This window comes from Amphritea atlantica, from assembly GCF_900111095.1.
GTDB lineage: Bacteria > Pseudomonadota > Gammaproteobacteria > Pseudomonadales > Balneatricaceae > Amphritea > Amphritea atlantica.
Genome location: NZ_FOGB01000001.1, coordinates 592,306 through 608,216, shown reverse-complemented (window position 1 = coordinate 608,216; position 15,911 = coordinate 592,306). Strand labels below are relative to the sequence as shown.

Genomic DNA, 15,911 nt, shown 5'->3' with positions numbered 1-15,911 from the left:
TTATTGAGCGACTTTCCGTCATAGCAAAAAGCTACAATCATATTTGATTCTTAAGAGGCGACAATGAAATAGTTCCCATTGTATTGCGGATCAAAAGATATACTGCCACCTGAATTGATCCATTCCGTAATATTTTTGTACTCGTTTTCGATGCTCATTTTCTAGCAACATAGTCATGGTAGAGCCCCCCGTTACCAAGGGCGTCCCCACGCAGATCCGGATGTGGGAATTACCGCACCCGGCTCTTAAATAATAGCCTTGCCCGTGAAAAACACAGTCCCTCGGTACCAGTCCACGGCTATCAATCTTTTACTCATTTGCATAGGCGGGATTCCAAAATATCTTAGCATCTCTTTCATCCCTGACCATGTGTAAATAAAACGATGCCTCATTCTAAACACATGAAAAGCCTGTTTCTTTTTAAAGAGTGCCTGTCCTATCTTTTACCGCTATCTTTTTAACTTTTCCTACAACCCAAAATAATAGTTCACCCGCTCTTGCAGCAAGGCTTTAGCCTCATTTTCAGCTATACCATCCAGCCTCTTGTAAACACCCAGAGCAATGCCCTCAAACACTTTAACAATATCAGGATCAAAGTGACTGCCACTGTCCCTTATAAGTATCGACATACTTTGCTCAAAAGACATCGGCTCCTTATATGGACGCTTAGAACAGAGAGCATCAAACACATCCGCTACGGCAAATACCCTCGCGGCAAGCGGAATACTCTCTGCTTTAAGCCCTCGGGGATAACCCGTTCCGTTCCATTTTTCATGGTGACAGGCAACCACAGTACTGGCGTCATCCAGCCAACCGATCCCCTTCAATATAGATTCGCCCTGATCCACGTGGGTACGCATCAGCTCCATCTCATCATCCGTCAGCCTGCCAGGCTTCAGTAAAATAGAGTCTGGAATAGCTATTTTGCCCACATCGTGAAGAAAACTTCCGATGATCAGCGGTTGCATACTGTCTTTGGGTATTTCAATGGCTTCTGCAATCTTAGTTGCAACCCACGCGACTCTATAATTATGAACACCGGTATCAGAATCACGTTTCGCGATAGACCGACCCAAGGCTTCCATCATAGAAATATGAGAATCAAGCACCTCTTTTGCCCTGCGACGGTTTTCCTTAGATAAATAGACAACAATGGGATAGAGAACTGCACCACAGATTAATGATGCTAACGCAACCATCAGGGCAGCCGTAAAAGCAGTCGTAGTTATCTGTCTGCGCTGCCAATCAGGAACAATGCGTACCCCTTCAAAATAGCCTGCTAATGATTCAGAGCCAGACTTAACAAAATGCAGCGGAACAAACACTCTGAGAACCCAGTCACCGTCTGGCAGCTTCATACTTTCGTAGGAACTTTCCATGTAGACAGGCATGGCGTGTTTAGTTAACTGGTCTTCAACCTTCGCCCCCGATGGAGTCATTGCCTCAGCCAGCTTTTCACCGGATGCGCCATACAGTTCCGCAATATCAAAGAAACCGCCCGCTAAAATGTCCGCGGCCTGCTGAGCCCCCTCTCTGGATATCTCATTTGAAAAATCCAGCACATGGTAGTAAGCCAATAGACGCTCCGTCTCCTCATTGGCAAGCGAGACTATCGCACTCTCAGCTTCCTCTGTTGCAACATACCAGGCGATCGGGCTGGTGATTGACACAAGAATCACACTAACAAGACTGATCAGAACCGCCGTTCGCCGTTCGAAATTGGTTCTCATTCCATTTACCTTATCTAGACTCAGGCTTGAGTAAGCAGACAGAGATTAGTGCATCCATACCAACACTAGTCAACTAACCAGCTAGTAAAAAACAACTTTTCAGTACCCAAAATAACAGACAATAATCCCATTCCAGAAAAGGCAAGAGACTAATTCAAAGCAGGGCTAAACAGGGACAGGTATTTTTCAATTCTATTAATACTCTTTTAAGATAGAGCAAGGGTTAACTGTTTTTTTAAGCAGAGCTTAGACGACAGATTCAGATTATGAAGCAAACAACGGCTGGTAGTCATAACAGAAAACGCAGATTCACCCTGACAAAGGGCCCTGACTACTTCAGATTGGAATACTGAATAACCAGTAGGTGAATCCTGCAGCGGGTACTACCGCGATCAGAAACTTAATAATACTCACCGGTTCCCTTTCGCAATGTTCTGCGTTATCCCGGTCCTGCTTCAGCTTTCTTCCATGGATCATCGCCGGCACCAGCGGCTCTCCAAATTTCACCTTATAGAGAACGATAGCCAGGATATGCAGTCCGACAAGCAACTGGAGCAGTCCCTGAACGGTTTCATGTATCTCACCAGCCAATGCTGACACTGTTTCACCAACTGCGTTATAAAACGGTCCACTCCAGATAATATCATCGGTGGACATCATACCAGTGGCAAGCTGGATACCCAGCAATCCTAACAGTAGGATAACCATCATACTGCCAGCGGGTGTATGTCCGTAGTGAACAGAGTGCTCATCACCTAACAGCCCTTTGGTATATGAGAGAGCCTTAACCGGATTGAGGCTGAATGAACTGAAACGAGCGTAACGGGTTCCCAGCCCCCCCCCATATAAGTCGAAAAACGATCAGACCGGATAACAGATAACCCCCATAAAAATGCCACTCCATCAGATCATCGCTATCACCACTGATAATCAGAAATAAAAACAGGGCAACCAGTGACCAGTGAAACAATCGGGTGGGAATATCCCAGATGTTTATCATTTTACTCATGATGAAATACTCTTCTTTCAAACAAAAGGCCTCCGAAGAGGCCTTAACCCGGTCGTCGGACCGACTACACTATTTTGCTTTGTAATCGTCGTGACAGGCTTTGCCCACTGGCCCGAAGCTCATTTTAAGAGCATCTTTCCCATTGCCCGCATCCTGAGCCAGTTTTTCAACGGCAGCCTGCCAGTTTCCATGCTTCTCTTTAACATCATCAAAGTTCTCCCAGATAGCCGGTTTAGCCCTGGTCGTATCCAGTTGACTATTATCAGAACCTTTCGGCCAGAGCATGCTGTTATTCACTTTGCTCAGGTTATAGATGTTATTGGCAGCGGTCGCGGCAACACCGGCATCATAATCTTTTTTACCTTTGACCATGGCACCAAGAATGCCAAAGTTATACTTAACCAGCTTGTAGTATCCCTGTCGGGCATTGATCTCGTCTTTAAACGCGTCCTCTGCAACTGTTGGCGCTGAAATAGTTGCCAGCATTGCTGTACATAAAACGACCTTAACCACTTGCTTCATTCTCAATCTCCATTGAATTAACTAAGCATTACTCAGGGGCGCGTCATTGCGACCCGTTATATACAAAACTTCTAATATACTAATTCCGGGAGGGAGGTTATGCAATCGTTGTGACCACCAGGCAGTAAAAAATCTTGCAGCATGCAGCACAACGCTTTTAAACACTAAACAGGGACAGGCATTCTTCAAAACATTCTGGGAATAAGCTCAGGTTAACGTACCTGGGGCAATTACTCTGCCCTGTCGATTCAAAAGCGTTTTTACCACAGAGGACACAGAGCACACTGAGAAAAGAACTGATTCAGTTAAAGTAGCTGGATCAATGACTCTGACCCAGTGATTTGGTGAGCGACCGGAAGGAGCGAATCCTGTGAAGCTGACTGTTATGCATTTTTACCGATAATCTCATGACCATATGAATTGTCGATAGAACATAACCATGCGCCACTAGCCGATTTATTAAATACGTATGTAGCCTTGCGTTCAGTGGCCGGAAAACCTGGACCAGATACCACAGTATTTGCTAGCACCAAAGCGGTATCTCCTGACTCTAATATCTCCATACCGCTTTGCTCAACTTGCAACCCGTTTTTGAAATATACAGCTATAGCTTCAAAAGCTTTGCGGATTTCACTTTTTCCCACCGCATTCCGGCCCGGCTCTATAACTAATACTGCGTCATCAGTATAGACATCCATAAGGGCATCGAAATTCTCAGCAACTATAGCTTTGTCTGCCTTTTCAATTTGAAGCTGTACGGGATGTTGATTCACTTTCTCATTTCTCCTTCATACATAACGTCTGAGAATTAAAGGGCTCTACCCCCTTATTCTGCGCTGTCGATTCAAAAGCGTTTTTACCACAGAGGACACAGAGCACACTGAGAAAAGAGCTGATTCAGTTAAAGTAGCTGGATCAATGACTCTGACCCTATGATTTGGCACGTAATTGCGCAGCAATTTAAGTGACAGGTTGCCAAGTCCGTTGCTGCCACTTGTTATGCGCTGCCATTTAAAGATGCCCCTGCTTAACGCTGAAAAATACGTTGTTTTTCTTGTCTAAGATACCAAGGTCCAAACCTTCAAGATGCCAATCGAGATTAAATTTTGAAGGTGGTTCTAGATTAGCTTCCTTGTAGATACTGTTTACAAATTCCCTCTCACCAAGCCTCGGATCTATTTCAAGAATTCTTCGTGTGTAATGATCTGCCAACCTAATCAAATACAAGGGATGGCCAGAAGTCATTATCGGATTGTTCATATACACAGACCCTGGTTTCATTCCCAAAGTTGCATATTTTTCATGGACGTCCCACATCCTTTTTCGCTCATCAGTCATAGAGCCACTTGCATCTGATTGCTCAAATACTGAGTGGTCAAAAATCGCTATAGCGTGAAAACTTTTTCTATCTACAAACGCGAAAAGGACTTCATTCGTTCTTTTCGATAGCCCAGATTGTTCAAGGGTCATATCAAGGTGAAAATGATGAAAACCTTTGGTATTTAGAATTTGATCTTTATCTTCCCATCCATCGACTTCACCATCTTTAACTCTCTGAACAGGTGTATACCCTTTCTGGTGTGCTCTGTGAGATAAAAATGGATGTAACGATTCTCCATTCCTCACTTTATCCAAAAGACTATTGATGTCTTCCTTTAGAGTTTTGTATCGCTTATCTGAAGTTAACTCGGGTGCTCTGTGTACCGTTCTGATTCTTGCAGGTACTTGCCGAGTCTGCCAATGAAGATAATGAATCACTACTTCATTTATATTCTTTGACTCCAACTCTTCCAATGTCTTTTTTTCATTAGGAAAAAAAGGTAACTCCTTAATGAGCTTATTCTTGAGTCTATTTATACTTTTTGATTCTTCCATACACATCATTCTTCATAAAAAGGGCGATATTTCTATATTGCCTGCCGCATAACGCCGCATTCAGCGGCATGTCCGCTGTAATTATTTGTTAAGCGATGAGTAATGTTTCATATATAGAATACCTTTTCGGGTGCTTTCGTTTCTAATTCACCGAAAGTAAGTGTAATTTTTGCGCCACGCATGAAAGGTAAAGCCACCAACCCTGTTTTTAAATATTCAAATAATTCAATCGAATTTTCACAAGAAAAGACCGCCTCTGCGTCACCGCCATCAATTGCCATATCATCACCGAGATATTCTCCTAGACCTGCTCTTACGATTTCTTCCTTAGCCAATTTAATATAATTATGATAAGGAATAATGTCTCGCAATCCATGTTTAAAATATATAGTCAAATGTTCCATCGCACACCTTAACGTATTCGCTTAACAGCTAAATATACGACAACGGATTTGGAGAAATACGACAAGTTGTCGTATATCACAGTATCTAATCAGGTTAGAAATCCCACCCAACCATCTGAATTTTAATGATTTATATAAAGATTCTACTTTGTGGAAACACGACAGTTTGTCGTATATCTGCAGAAATACGACAAAATGACCATTAATAAGATTTATTCTCACTCTGACTCCCTGAGCTGAGGTGTTGTTACCCCTTGATTGATCAATACTTGCATAGAAAGCGATAAGATAAAAGCGCATTAAGCCACTGTTTTAAAGATCTTCACTTTCCCTAACCCACGCCCCTGGCGACACCCTGTTTTTGACGCTCAAGCAATGAGCAAGTCACGCTTTGTGTGACATTCTAACCACTAGCCACTAGCCAGCGGCGCAGCCGCGATCTAGCTACTTTCTCAGCTTTATTAAAAAAGGCCGACACATCTCTGCATCAGCCTTTTTAAACACTCAACCGGTCTATAACATCTCGACCGCAACCGCGGTGGCTTCACCGCCACCGATACAGAGCGAGGCGATGCCCTTTTTCTTACCCTGATTTTTCAGTGCGTAGAGCAGCGTGACCAGAATGCGGGAACCGGATGAGCCGATGGGGTGACCCAGTGCACAGGCACCGCCGTTAACGTTGACTTTTGACGCATCCAGCCCCAGTTCACTGATCGCCAGCATGGTGACGACGGCGAAGGCTTCGTTGATTTCATAGAGATCAACCTCGTCTTTGCTCCAGCCTGCCCGGGTCAGTACTTTATCAATGGCACCGATCGGCGCGATGGTAAACTCGGCGGGCAGCTGAGCATGGGTTGAATGGGCGACGATCCGAGCCAGCGGTTGTAAACCGCGTTTCTGTGCTTCGGATTCACGCATCAGCACCAGCGCCGAACCACCATCGGAGATGGAGCTGGAGTTGGCTGCGGTGATGGTACCGTCTTTTTTGAACGCAGGTTTCAGCTGACGGATCTTATCTTTGCGGGCATTGCCCGGCTGTTCATCGGTATCAACCAGCGTGTCACCCTGTCGGGTTTTCACTGTCACCGCGGCAATCTCATCTTTGAAAGCACCGCTCTCAATGGCCGCCAGCGCTTTGTCCAGTGAGCCGATAGCGAAATCATCCATCGCCTCGCGGGTGACGTTGAAATCATCGGCGCTCTTCTGGGCGAAACTGCCCATCAGGCCGCCTTCGTAGGCGTCTTCCAGGCCATCGAAAAACATATGATCAATTACCTGCTGATGTCCCATACGCATACCGGCACGGGCCTTAGGCAGCAGATAGGGTGACAGGCTCATATTTTCCATGCCGCCGGCCACCATAATATCGACCTGGCCGGCTTTCAGCTGATCATGGGCCAGCATCACCGCTTTCATACCGGAACCGCACATCTTGTTGACCGTGGTGGCCCCTGCCCCATCGTGTATACCCGCCGCGCGGGCCGCCTGACGGGCGGGTGCCTGACCCAGCCCGGCGGGAAGAACGCACCCCATAATCACTTCATCAATATCACTGCCCTGAAGAGCCGCACGTTCAAGCGCTGCTTTAATCGCAGTAGCGCACAGATCAGGAGAGCGCACCTCACTCAGAGCCCCCATCATGCCACCCATTGGGGTACGGGCCGCGCTGACAATTACAATTGAATCCTGACTCATAAATCTCTCCAATCCCACAACCATGTTACGAAATGCAATTACTCAAAAGGTAATAAGCCAAAAAGGGCGCCAGGCGGCACCCTTTTCAACTTAATAATAGTTAACCAAAGTTCTTTTTAACCAGCTTCTGGAACTCTCCGACAATACCGCTGCGGAATGCCAGCACACAGACGATAAAGATAAGGCCCATGATGATATGAATATAGTTGCCCAGCTCACCGCCAGAAAGCATATTCTGAATCGAGATCACCACCCCGGCACCCACCAGCGGTCCGAAGATGGTGCCCATACCGCCCAACAGGGTCATCAGGACTACTTCCCCTGACATATGCCAGTGAACATCGGTCAGCGACGCCAGCTGGAATACCAGCGTTTTTGTTGAACCGGCCAGCCCTGCCAGCGCCGAGGAGATAATAAAGGCCACCCACTTGTAATCATTGACGTTGTAGCCCAACGATACCGCACGGGGTTCATTTTCCCGGATCGCTTTGAGGATCTGCCCGAAAGGTGAATGCACCGTACGCTGCACCAGCCAGAAGCCGAAGATAAAGATCGCCAGCACAAAGTAATACATAGCAAAGTTATCATTCAGGTCGATCAGGCCAAACAGCGCTCCGCGGGGGACCCCCTGCAAGCCATCTTCACCACCGGTAAAGGGCGCCTGCAGGTAGAAAAAGAACGCCAGCTGCGCCAGCGCCAGGGTCACCATAGCAAAGTAGATTCCCTCGCGCTTGACTGCCAGCTTGCCGTAAACAGCACCCAGCAGCCCGGCCCCCAGGGTTCCCGCCAGAATTCCCAGTTCCGGCGTCAGGCCGGTGTGCAGCATCAGATAACCGGTGATATAACCGCCGGTTCCAAGAAACACCGCATGACCAAAAGACAGCAAGCCAACAAAGCCCAGCAACAGGTTGAAAGCACAGGCAAACAGCGCGAAACACAGCAGTTTCATCAGAAAAACCGGATAGACAAGGCTCGGTGCCACCAGTGCTATGACGATCAGAAACAGATAGAGCTTATTTATTTTTATCATCTCATTTATCCCCTGCCAGATGGCTCAGGCCTCTTTACCAAACAGACCGGCCGGCTTAACCAACAGCACGATCACCATAAACAGGAAGATGACGGTAGTGGATGCTTCCGGATAGAAAAACTTCGTCAGCCCTTCAACGACCCCCATCATCAGACCGGTAAGAATCGCCCCACCAATCGAGCCCATCCCACCAATAACCACAATGGCAAACACCACGATCAGAATATTGGAGCCCATCTCCGGACTCACGGAATACACCGGCGCCGCCAGCACCCCGGCAAAAGCGGCCAGTGCCACCCCAAAGCCAAAGGTCAGCGTGGTGATCAGCGGCACATTGATACCGAAGCCCTGCATCAGTTGAGGATTTTCCGTACCCGCTCGCAGATAGGCGCCCAGCTTGGTTTTTTCGATCACCCACCAGGTGCTGAAGCAGACCACCAGCGAGCTGACGATGATCCAGGCTCGGTAGTTCGGCAGGTACATAAACGGTAACTTGGTACCGCCTTTCAGTTCAGCCGGAATCTGATAAGGCAGACCGGAAGAACCATAGAAATGGGTAAACAGCCCTTGCAGCACCAGAGCGACCCCAAAGGTCAGCAACAAACTATAGAGGTGATCCTCATTGGCGATGGGACGCACCAGAAAGCGCTCCATCAGGATCGCCAGAACACCAACCGCCAGCGGCACCAGCAGCAGCGCCCACCAGTAATTGATGCCCATATAATTGAGAGCCATCCAGGCAAAGAAAGCGCCGAGCATATACATCGCGCCCTGCGCGAAGTTTATGATTTTTAACAGACCAAAAATAATCGCCAGACCGAGACTCAGCAGTGCATAGAATGAGCCGTTGATCAGCCCCACCAGCAGCTGTCCCGACAGCGCAAACAGATTTATACCAAATATCGTCGCCATAACATCACCCAGAGAAGCAAAGATGGTGTATGTAACCGTCCCCTTCAAGCCGGTTACATACAGTCCTTTCAGACTTACTTTTTATGAAAAGACCGGAGGGTATGCAGCGGCGCTGCACGCCCTCCTGATTTCAGGCTATTGCTTAAGAATTACTTGAAATCACACTCAGGCAGCATCGGATTAAACGCAACATCACCGGGGATAGTCGCTTCGATGTTGTAAATATCATCGGCAGACTTACGGCTTGCAGCATCTTTGATGCTCACCAGCAGCATATCGTGAACCATCCGGCCATCGTTACGCAGGTAGGCATTACGGGCGAAGAAATCATCCGGCTTAGTGGCCTTCATCTGCTTCATAACCGCATCGGAGTCATCCGTACCCGCCGCTTTAATGGCATTGAGATAGTGCATGGTCATAGAGTAAGCACCCGCGTGCGGCATAGCAGGGATAGAACCGTGACGCGCTTTAAACCGGGCAGACCATTCACGGGTCTGGTCATCCATATCCCAGTAGAAGCCAGTAGTCGCCTTCATGCCTGCAGCGATAGCAGGATCAAGCGCCTGGGCGTTAGGGGTGAATACCAGCAAGCCAGCAACATCAGTGGTTTCAGTCAGACCAAACTCTGCAGCGGTTTTCAGCGAGTTAACGAAGTCAGTACCGGCGTTTGCCAGACCAACCACATCAGCACCTGAAGCCTGCGCCTGCAGAACATAAGAGGAGAAGTCAGTGGTGCCTAACGGTGCGCGTACAGCCCCAACGACTTCACCACCACTGGATTCGATAACCTTAGTGGCAATCCCTTCCAGCGCGTGACCAAAAGCATAGTCTGCTGTGATGAAGAACCACTTCTTCTTACCGGATTCAACCATCGGCTTAACGGTACCGTTTGCCAGTGCCGCTACGTTATAGGTCCAGTGTGCATTGTAGGGAGAACAGGCTTTAGTGGTGAAAGCATTACTGGCAGAAGCCGAGATCAGCGCGATCTTCTTAGCGTCGGTCAGCACTTTAGTCACGGCACCTGTTACCGATGAGGCTACCAGGCCGGTTACCACATCAACATTCTCATCTTCGATCCACTGACGCACTTTCGCAGAGCCTACATCCGGCTTGTTCTGGTCATCAGCACTAACAATCTCGATTGGCTTACCGAGTACGGTGCCGCCAAAATCTTCGACCGCCATCTCGACGGCGGTAACACAGCCCTGGCCACAGATATCAGCATATACGCCGCCCATATCCGCCAGAACACCGATTTTAACCACATCGTTAGAGATGCCTTCGGCCTGAACACCGGTGGCTGCGGCCACGCTCATCGCTACAGCCAGTAGGGTCTTCTTCATTGCTTTCATTTTGTCACTCCTGCTTGAGAACTTGTTATTTTTATCGAACTTCATGTTTAGAGCTTTTTTACTACAACGCGTTTTCGGGCTTTAAACCCCCAGATAGGTATTCAACAGTTCCGTTTTTGCTTCCAGCTCATGCTTCTGAACCTCTTCTACGATATGACCATGTTCCATAACGTAGTGACGATCAGCGATAGGCGCAGCAAAACGGAAGTTCTGTTCAACCAGCAAAACTGTCAGGCCCCGCTCCTTGAGCATCACCAGAACCTCAGCCAGTTTTTGCACAATGACCGGAGCCAGCCCCTCTGTAATCTCATCGAGTAACAGAATATTTGCACCGGTTCGCAGAATGCGGGCCATCGCCAGCATCTGCTGCTCCCCGCCGGAGAGGCGGGTCCCCTGGCTATAACGACGTTCAGCCAGGTTGGGGAAAATGTCATAAATCTCTTCAACGCTCATACCATCGGAGCGAACGTTGGGCGGCAGCATCAGGTTCTCTTCCACATTCAGACTGGAGAAGATGCCCCGCTCTTCAGGGCAGTACCCCACCCCCAGATGGGCGATCTTATGAGCGGCCATACCGATGGTTTCATTACCATTGATATTGATCTTGCCGGTACGCCGCCCCACCATGTTCATAATCGCTTTCAGCGTGGTCGACCGGCCGGCGCCGTTGCGTCCCAGCAGGGTCACCAACTCCCCCTGCATGATGGTCATGTCGATGCCATGGAGAATATGAGATTCACCATAGTAGGCATGCAGATCGCTGATACGCAGCTTTTCACCTGTTGAGCTCATGCAACGTCCTCCTTCTTCGCAGCATTCGCGGCAGCGGTTTCTGCGGCAATGGCATTAGCCACCTCGTCATCCGCTTCAACCCCCATATAGGCTTCACGGACACGGGGATCCTGAGACACGGTTGCATAGTCGCCCTCGGTAAGAATGGCGCCTCGTTGTAATACGGTAATCTTGTCGGCCAGCTGAGCCACCACATGCAGGTTATGCTCAACCATCAGAATGGTACGGTTCGCCGAGACTTTTTTAATCAGATCGGCCACCACACTGACATCTTCGTGGCCCATGCCCTGGGTCGGTTCATCCAGCAGCAGCATCTCGGGGTCCAGCGCTAAAGTGGTCGCGATCTCCAATGCGCGTTTGCGACCATAGGGCAGATCCACAGTCACGGTGTTGGCATAGCCTTTCAGCCCCACCTCATCCAGCAGTTCAAGAGCCCGGGCATCGAGTTTTTGCAAAACCTTTTCCGACTTCCAGAAATGAAAGCTGTTGCCCTCTTTTCGTTGCAGGGCGATGCGCACATTCTCAAGCACTGAGAGGTGTGGGAACACAGCAGAGATCTGAAATGAACGCACAATCCCTTTACGGGCGATCGCAGCGGATTTCATATAGGTGATATCTTCACCGTTGTAGAGAATAGTGCCTCGGGAGGGTGTCAGAAATTTCGTCAGCAGGTTAAATACCGTTGTCTTACCGGCGCCATTAGGGCCGATCAGCGCGTGTATTGTTCCCCGCTCAACCTGAAGATTTACATCGTCAACGGCGGTAAAGCCCTTGAATTCCTTAACCAGATTCCTGGTTTCGAGAACGTAGTCGGCACTCATGCAGAACCAGCCTCACATATATTTGTTTTTATTATCGGATGGACAAAATAACGCTTTGCCCATGTCAGCCTTGGAGCCAAGTTAGCAATTTCCCCTACAGGATAACAAGTACTACTTTAGTATAATAAGAAGTGTCTCCACATAAAATAAATGATATTTATATTTATATATCAATAACTTAAGAACAATCCTACGAAATGTAACATTCAGGGCAATTTAAAAAACATACTTTACGTTTACGTAAACTTCCGCTACATTTAATCCCATAAGCGTCAGGAAGCAGATTATGAACACACGTACTTTTTCTATCAGTGAGCTGGCAAGTGAGTTTGATGTCACCACACGCAGCATTCGCTTTTATGAAGACCAGCAACTGCTCTTCCCCACCCGCCGTGGGCAAACGCGCATCTACAGTGCCCAGGACCGAGTGCGGTTGAAGCTGATTCTCAGGGGTAAGCGGCTCGGCTTCTCGCTGGCGGAAACCCGGGAACTGTTTGCTCTATGGGATGAAACCCCGACCGGCAGTATGAAACAGCTGCAGCTGCTGATGGCTAAAATTGAAGAAAAGAAAGCAGCCCTTGAACAGCAGTTAAATGATATCGCCATGCTTCAACTGGAACTGGACAGCGCAGAGAGTCGCTGCCGCGAAGCGATGGCTGATCTGACGGAGAAAACGCTCTAGACCGCCCAAGCAGGTCAGCAGATAAAGATTGATCAATAACGTAGTAACAACAATAAACACAAACCGGAGACGAAAACGGCAGCGACAACAAACCTGCCCTATCGACTCCCTAAGCCAGGTGGACAGAAAATGATTGCACAGTACAGCTCACTTAATTTCGGACTCGGCGAAACTCTGGATATGCTGCGGGAGCAGATTAACAGTTTTGCTGCACAGGAGATCGCTCCCCGCGCCGAGCAGATCGATCATGATAATGAGTTCCCCAATGATCTGTGGCGTAAATTCGGTGATATGGGTCTGCTGGGTATTACCGTGAAAGAGGAGTATGGCGGTGTCGAGATGGGCTATCTGGCACACATGATCGCGATGGAAGAGATCAGCCGTGCTTCAGCCTCTGTTGGCCTCTCTTACGGTGCCCACTCTAACCTCTGTGTTAATCAGATCCACCGCAATGGTACCCATGAGCAGAAGCTCAAATATCTGCCAAAACTGATCAGCGGCGAACATATCGGCGCGCTGGCGATGTCTGAGCCGAATGCTGGTTCCGATGTGGTTTCAATGAAACTGACGGCGCGCGACAACGGTGACCACTACCTGCTCAATGGCAACAAGATGTGGATCACCAACGGTCCTGATGCCAACACCTATGTCATCTATGCCAAGACCGATCTGACTGCCGGGCCTAAAGGGATCACCGCCTTTATCGTTGAGCGTGATTATCCTGGTTTCTCCCGTCATCAGAAACTGGACAAACTGGGAATGCGCGGCTCCAACACCTGCGAGCTGGTTTTCCAGGATTGCCCGGTGCCTAAAGAGAACATTCTTGGCGAACTGAACGGTGGTGTTAAGGTGCTGATGTCGGGTCTGGACTATGAGCGTCTGGTGCTGGCCGGTGGCCCACTGGGTATCATGCAGGCGGCAATGGATATCACCATCCCCTATACCCGCGACCGGGTACAGTTTGGTAAAGCGATTGGCGAGTTCGAAATGGTACAGGGCAAAGTGGCCGATATGTACACGCTGATGAACGCCTCCAAGTCCTATGCTTACACCGTCGCCAATGCCGCGATGCGCGGTGAAACTTCCCGTAAGGACTGTGCAGCCGTCATCCTCTATACCGCAGAGATGGCCACCAAAATTGCCCTGGATGCGATCCAGCTGCTCGGCGGCAATGGCTATATTAACGAGTTCCCCACCGGTCGCCTGCTGCGTGATGCGAAACTCTATGAGATCGGTGCCGGTACATCGGAGATCCGCCGGATGCTGATCGGTCGTGAGCTGTTCCTGAATAAGTAAACCCGTTTTCCATCAGTGGACTTTATGGGGAAGGGTGTTCTGCACCTCCCCACTTTTTCACTGTGAATCATGACGAATTCAGACAAGGCGTCTTTTAACATTGATCAGACAGGCGTGACGGATGAACAGATTATCCAACGGCTCTGAGAGAGGTGTTAACAGTGACGCCGGAGAGATGTAATGGCAACGATAAAAACAAAAATTAATCCCCGCGCAGAAGAGTTTCGTGCTAACTACGACGCCATGGACGCAATTGTCGGCGACCTGCGGGATAAAGCAGCACAGATTCATCAGGGTGGCGGCGCCAAATATCAGGAACGTCACCTCTCCCGCGGTAAACTGCTGCCCCGGGAACGGATCAACGCCCTGCTGGACGAAGGCTCGCCCCTGTTAGAGCTGTCACAACTGGCCGCCTATAAGGTCTACGATGACGATGTACCCGCTGCGGGCATCATTACCGGTATCGGCCGTGTCAGTGGCGTTGAGTGTATGATTATCGCCAACGATGCCACCGTTAAGGGCGGCACCTATTTCCCACTGACGGTGAAAAAACATCTGCGGGCACAGGAGATCGCCGAACAGAATCACCTGCCCTGTATCTATCTGGTGGATTCCGGTGGCGCCAACCTGCCACAACAGGATGATGTTTTCCCCGACCGCGATCATTTCGGCCGCATCTTCTATAACCAGGCGCGCATGTCTGCCAAAGGGATTCCCCAGATCGCCGTCGTTATGGGCCTCTGTACTGCGGGTGGCGCTTATGTTCCGGCGATGGCGGATGAATCCATTATTGTGCGCAATCAGGGCACTATCTTCCTGGCTGGACCACCTCTGGTAAAAGCCGCAACCGGTGAAGTCGTCAGCGCCGAAGATCTGGGCGGTGCCGATGTGCACTGTAAAGTTTCCGGGGTCGCCGACCATTACGCCGAAAACGATCAGCATGCGCTGGAGATCGCCCGCACCTGCGTGGCCAACCTGAACCGCCGCAAAGAGATCAACATTAAAACTCAGGCCCCCAAAGAACCGCTCTACCCGGCTGATGAGCTGTACGGCATTGTCGGTACCGACCTGAGAAAACCCTACGATGTTCGCGAAGTGATTGCCCGCATCGTCGATGGTTCTGAATTTGATGAGTTTAAAAAACTCTACGGCACCACACTGGTGACCGGATTTGCCCATATCCACGGTTATCCCGTTGGCATCATCGCCAACAACGGTATTCTCTTTGGTGAGTCAGCGCAGAAAGGCGCCCACTTTATCGAGCTGTGCTGCCAGCGCAAAATCCCGCTGCTGTTCCTGCAAAACATCACCGGCTTTATGGTGGGGCAGAAATATGAATCAGAGGGTATCGCCAAGCATGGCGCGAAGATGGTGATGGCGGTGGCCTGTGCCGATGTGCCTAAATTTACCGTACTGATCGGCGGCAGTTTTGGTGCCGGCAACTACGGCATGTGCGGCCGGGCCTACAGCCCTAACCTGATGTTTATGTGGCCTAACGCCCGCATCTCAGTGATGGGCGGCGAACAGGCAGCAGGGGTTCTGGCAACCGTTAAACGGGATAATATGAACCGTACCGGTGAACAGTGGTCGGCTGAAGATGAAAGCGATTTCAAAAAACCGATCATCGATACCTATGAGCATCAGGGACACCCCTACTACGCTTCTGCCCGTCTCTGGGATGACGGCGTTATCGATCCAAAACAAACCCGCGATGTGATCGGCATGAGTCTCTCTGCCGCACTTAATAAGCCGGTGGGTGACACCCGCTTCGGTGTATTCCGGATGTGATGG

The 15,911-nt window shown here is 49.3% G+C and carries 16 protein-coding genes; 3 read left to right on the top strand and 13 right to left on the bottom strand.

The window, feature by feature from the left end:
- Nucleotides 1-467 precede the first annotated feature (467 nt).
- The 13 genes from BMY09_RS02780 to BMY09_RS02720 all read right to left on the bottom strand — a co-directional run bounded on the left by BMY09_RS02780 (nt 468) and on the right by BMY09_RS02720 (nt 12,142).
- A complete protein-coding gene (locus BMY09_RS02780) occupies nt 468-1,670 on the bottom strand; it encodes an HD-GYP domain-containing protein (protein ID WP_217647374.1) in 1,203 nt (400 codons plus the stop codon).
- 396 nt (nt 1,671-2,066) lie between these two features.
- Entirely contained in the window at nt 2,067-2,564 is a 498-nt protein-coding gene (locus tag BMY09_RS02775; protein WP_091353597.1) for a cytochrome b/b6 domain-containing protein, read from the bottom strand.
- Complete coding sequence (locus BMY09_RS22420) at nt 2,515-2,739, bottom strand: cytochrome b/b6 domain-containing protein (RefSeq protein ID WP_091353594.1); 225 nt, start codon at nt 2,737-2,739, stop codon at nt 2,515-2,517. The genes BMY09_RS02775 and BMY09_RS22420 overlap by 50 nt, the downstream gene beginning before the upstream one ends.
- A 69-nt stretch (nt 2,740-2,808) precedes the next feature.
- Nucleotides 2,809-3,261: a c-type cytochrome gene (locus BMY09_RS02765; protein ID WP_091353591.1), complete on the bottom strand. Its 453-nt coding sequence runs from the start codon at nt 3,259-3,261 to the stop codon at nt 2,809-2,811.
- 383 nt (nt 3,262-3,644) lie between these two features.
- A complete protein-coding gene (locus BMY09_RS02760; protein ID WP_091353588.1) occupies nt 3,645-4,034 on the bottom strand; it encodes a YybH family protein in 390 nt (129 codons plus the stop codon).
- A gap of 238 nt (nt 4,035-4,272) precedes the next feature.
- Nucleotides 4,273-5,136: a hypothetical protein gene (locus BMY09_RS02755; RefSeq protein ID WP_091353585.1), complete on the bottom strand. Its 864-nt coding sequence runs from the start codon at nt 5,134-5,136 to the stop codon at nt 4,273-4,275.
- A gap of 107 nt (nt 5,137-5,243) precedes the next feature.
- On the bottom strand, nt 5,244-5,540 hold the full coding sequence (locus BMY09_RS02750) for a hypothetical protein (protein ID WP_091353582.1): 297 nt from the start codon (nt 5,538-5,540) through the stop codon (nt 5,244-5,246).
- A gap of 513 nt (nt 5,541-6,053) precedes the next feature.
- Nucleotides 6,054-7,235, bottom strand: coding sequence for an acetyl-CoA C-acyltransferase (locus BMY09_RS02745; protein ID WP_091353579.1), 1,182 nt, complete (start codon nt 7,233-7,235; stop codon nt 6,054-6,056).
- A gap of 100 nt (nt 7,236-7,335) precedes the next feature.
- On the bottom strand, nt 7,336-8,265 hold the full coding sequence (locus tag BMY09_RS02740) for a branched-chain amino acid ABC transporter permease (protein WP_091353576.1): 930 nt from the start codon (nt 8,263-8,265) through the stop codon (nt 7,336-7,338).
- A gap of 24 nt (nt 8,266-8,289) precedes the next feature.
- Nucleotides 8,290-9,177 carry a branched-chain amino acid ABC transporter permease gene (locus BMY09_RS02735; RefSeq protein WP_091353573.1) on the bottom strand — a complete coding sequence of 296 codons (888 nt, stop codon included), beginning with the start codon at nt 9,175-9,177 and terminating at the stop codon, nt 8,290-8,292.
- Between the two features lie 149 nt (nt 9,178-9,326).
- Nucleotides 9,327-10,529 carry an ABC transporter substrate-binding protein gene (locus BMY09_RS02730; protein ID WP_091353570.1) on the bottom strand — a complete coding sequence of 401 codons (1,203 nt, stop codon included), beginning with the start codon at nt 10,527-10,529 and terminating at the stop codon, nt 9,327-9,329.
- Nucleotides 10,530-10,610: 81 nt separating this feature from the next.
- Nucleotides 10,611-11,321: an ABC transporter ATP-binding protein gene (locus tag BMY09_RS02725; RefSeq protein WP_091353567.1), complete on the bottom strand. Its 711-nt coding sequence runs from the start codon at nt 11,319-11,321 to the stop codon at nt 10,611-10,613.
- Nucleotides 11,318-12,142, bottom strand: coding sequence for an ABC transporter ATP-binding protein (locus BMY09_RS02720; protein WP_091353564.1), 825 nt, complete (start codon nt 12,140-12,142; stop codon nt 11,318-11,320). Before BMY09_RS02720 ends, BMY09_RS02725 begins: the two co-directional genes overlap by 4 nt.
- A 286-nt stretch (nt 12,143-12,428) precedes the next feature.
- On the opposite strand from BMY09_RS02720, the gene BMY09_RS02715 reads away from it, so the two are divergent.
- The 3 genes from BMY09_RS02715 (at nt 12,429) to BMY09_RS02705 (ending at nt 15,908) form a co-directional block, all read left to right on the top strand.
- The gene (locus BMY09_RS02715; protein WP_091353561.1) at nt 12,429-12,824 is read left to right on the top strand and encodes a MerR family transcriptional regulator; all 396 of its coding nucleotides are present in this window, start codon (nt 12,429-12,431) and stop codon (nt 12,822-12,824) included.
- Between the two features lie 129 nt (nt 12,825-12,953).
- The gene (locus BMY09_RS02710; RefSeq protein WP_091353560.1) at nt 12,954-14,120 is read left to right on the top strand and encodes an isovaleryl-CoA dehydrogenase; all 1,167 of its coding nucleotides are present in this window, start codon (nt 12,954-12,956) and stop codon (nt 14,118-14,120) included.
- A 180-nt stretch (nt 14,121-14,300) separates the two neighbouring features.
- On the top strand, nt 14,301-15,908 hold the full coding sequence (locus BMY09_RS02705) for a carboxyl transferase domain-containing protein (protein ID WP_091353557.1): 1,608 nt from the start codon (nt 14,301-14,303) through the stop codon (nt 15,906-15,908).
- Nucleotides 15,909-15,911: the final 3 nt, after the last annotated feature.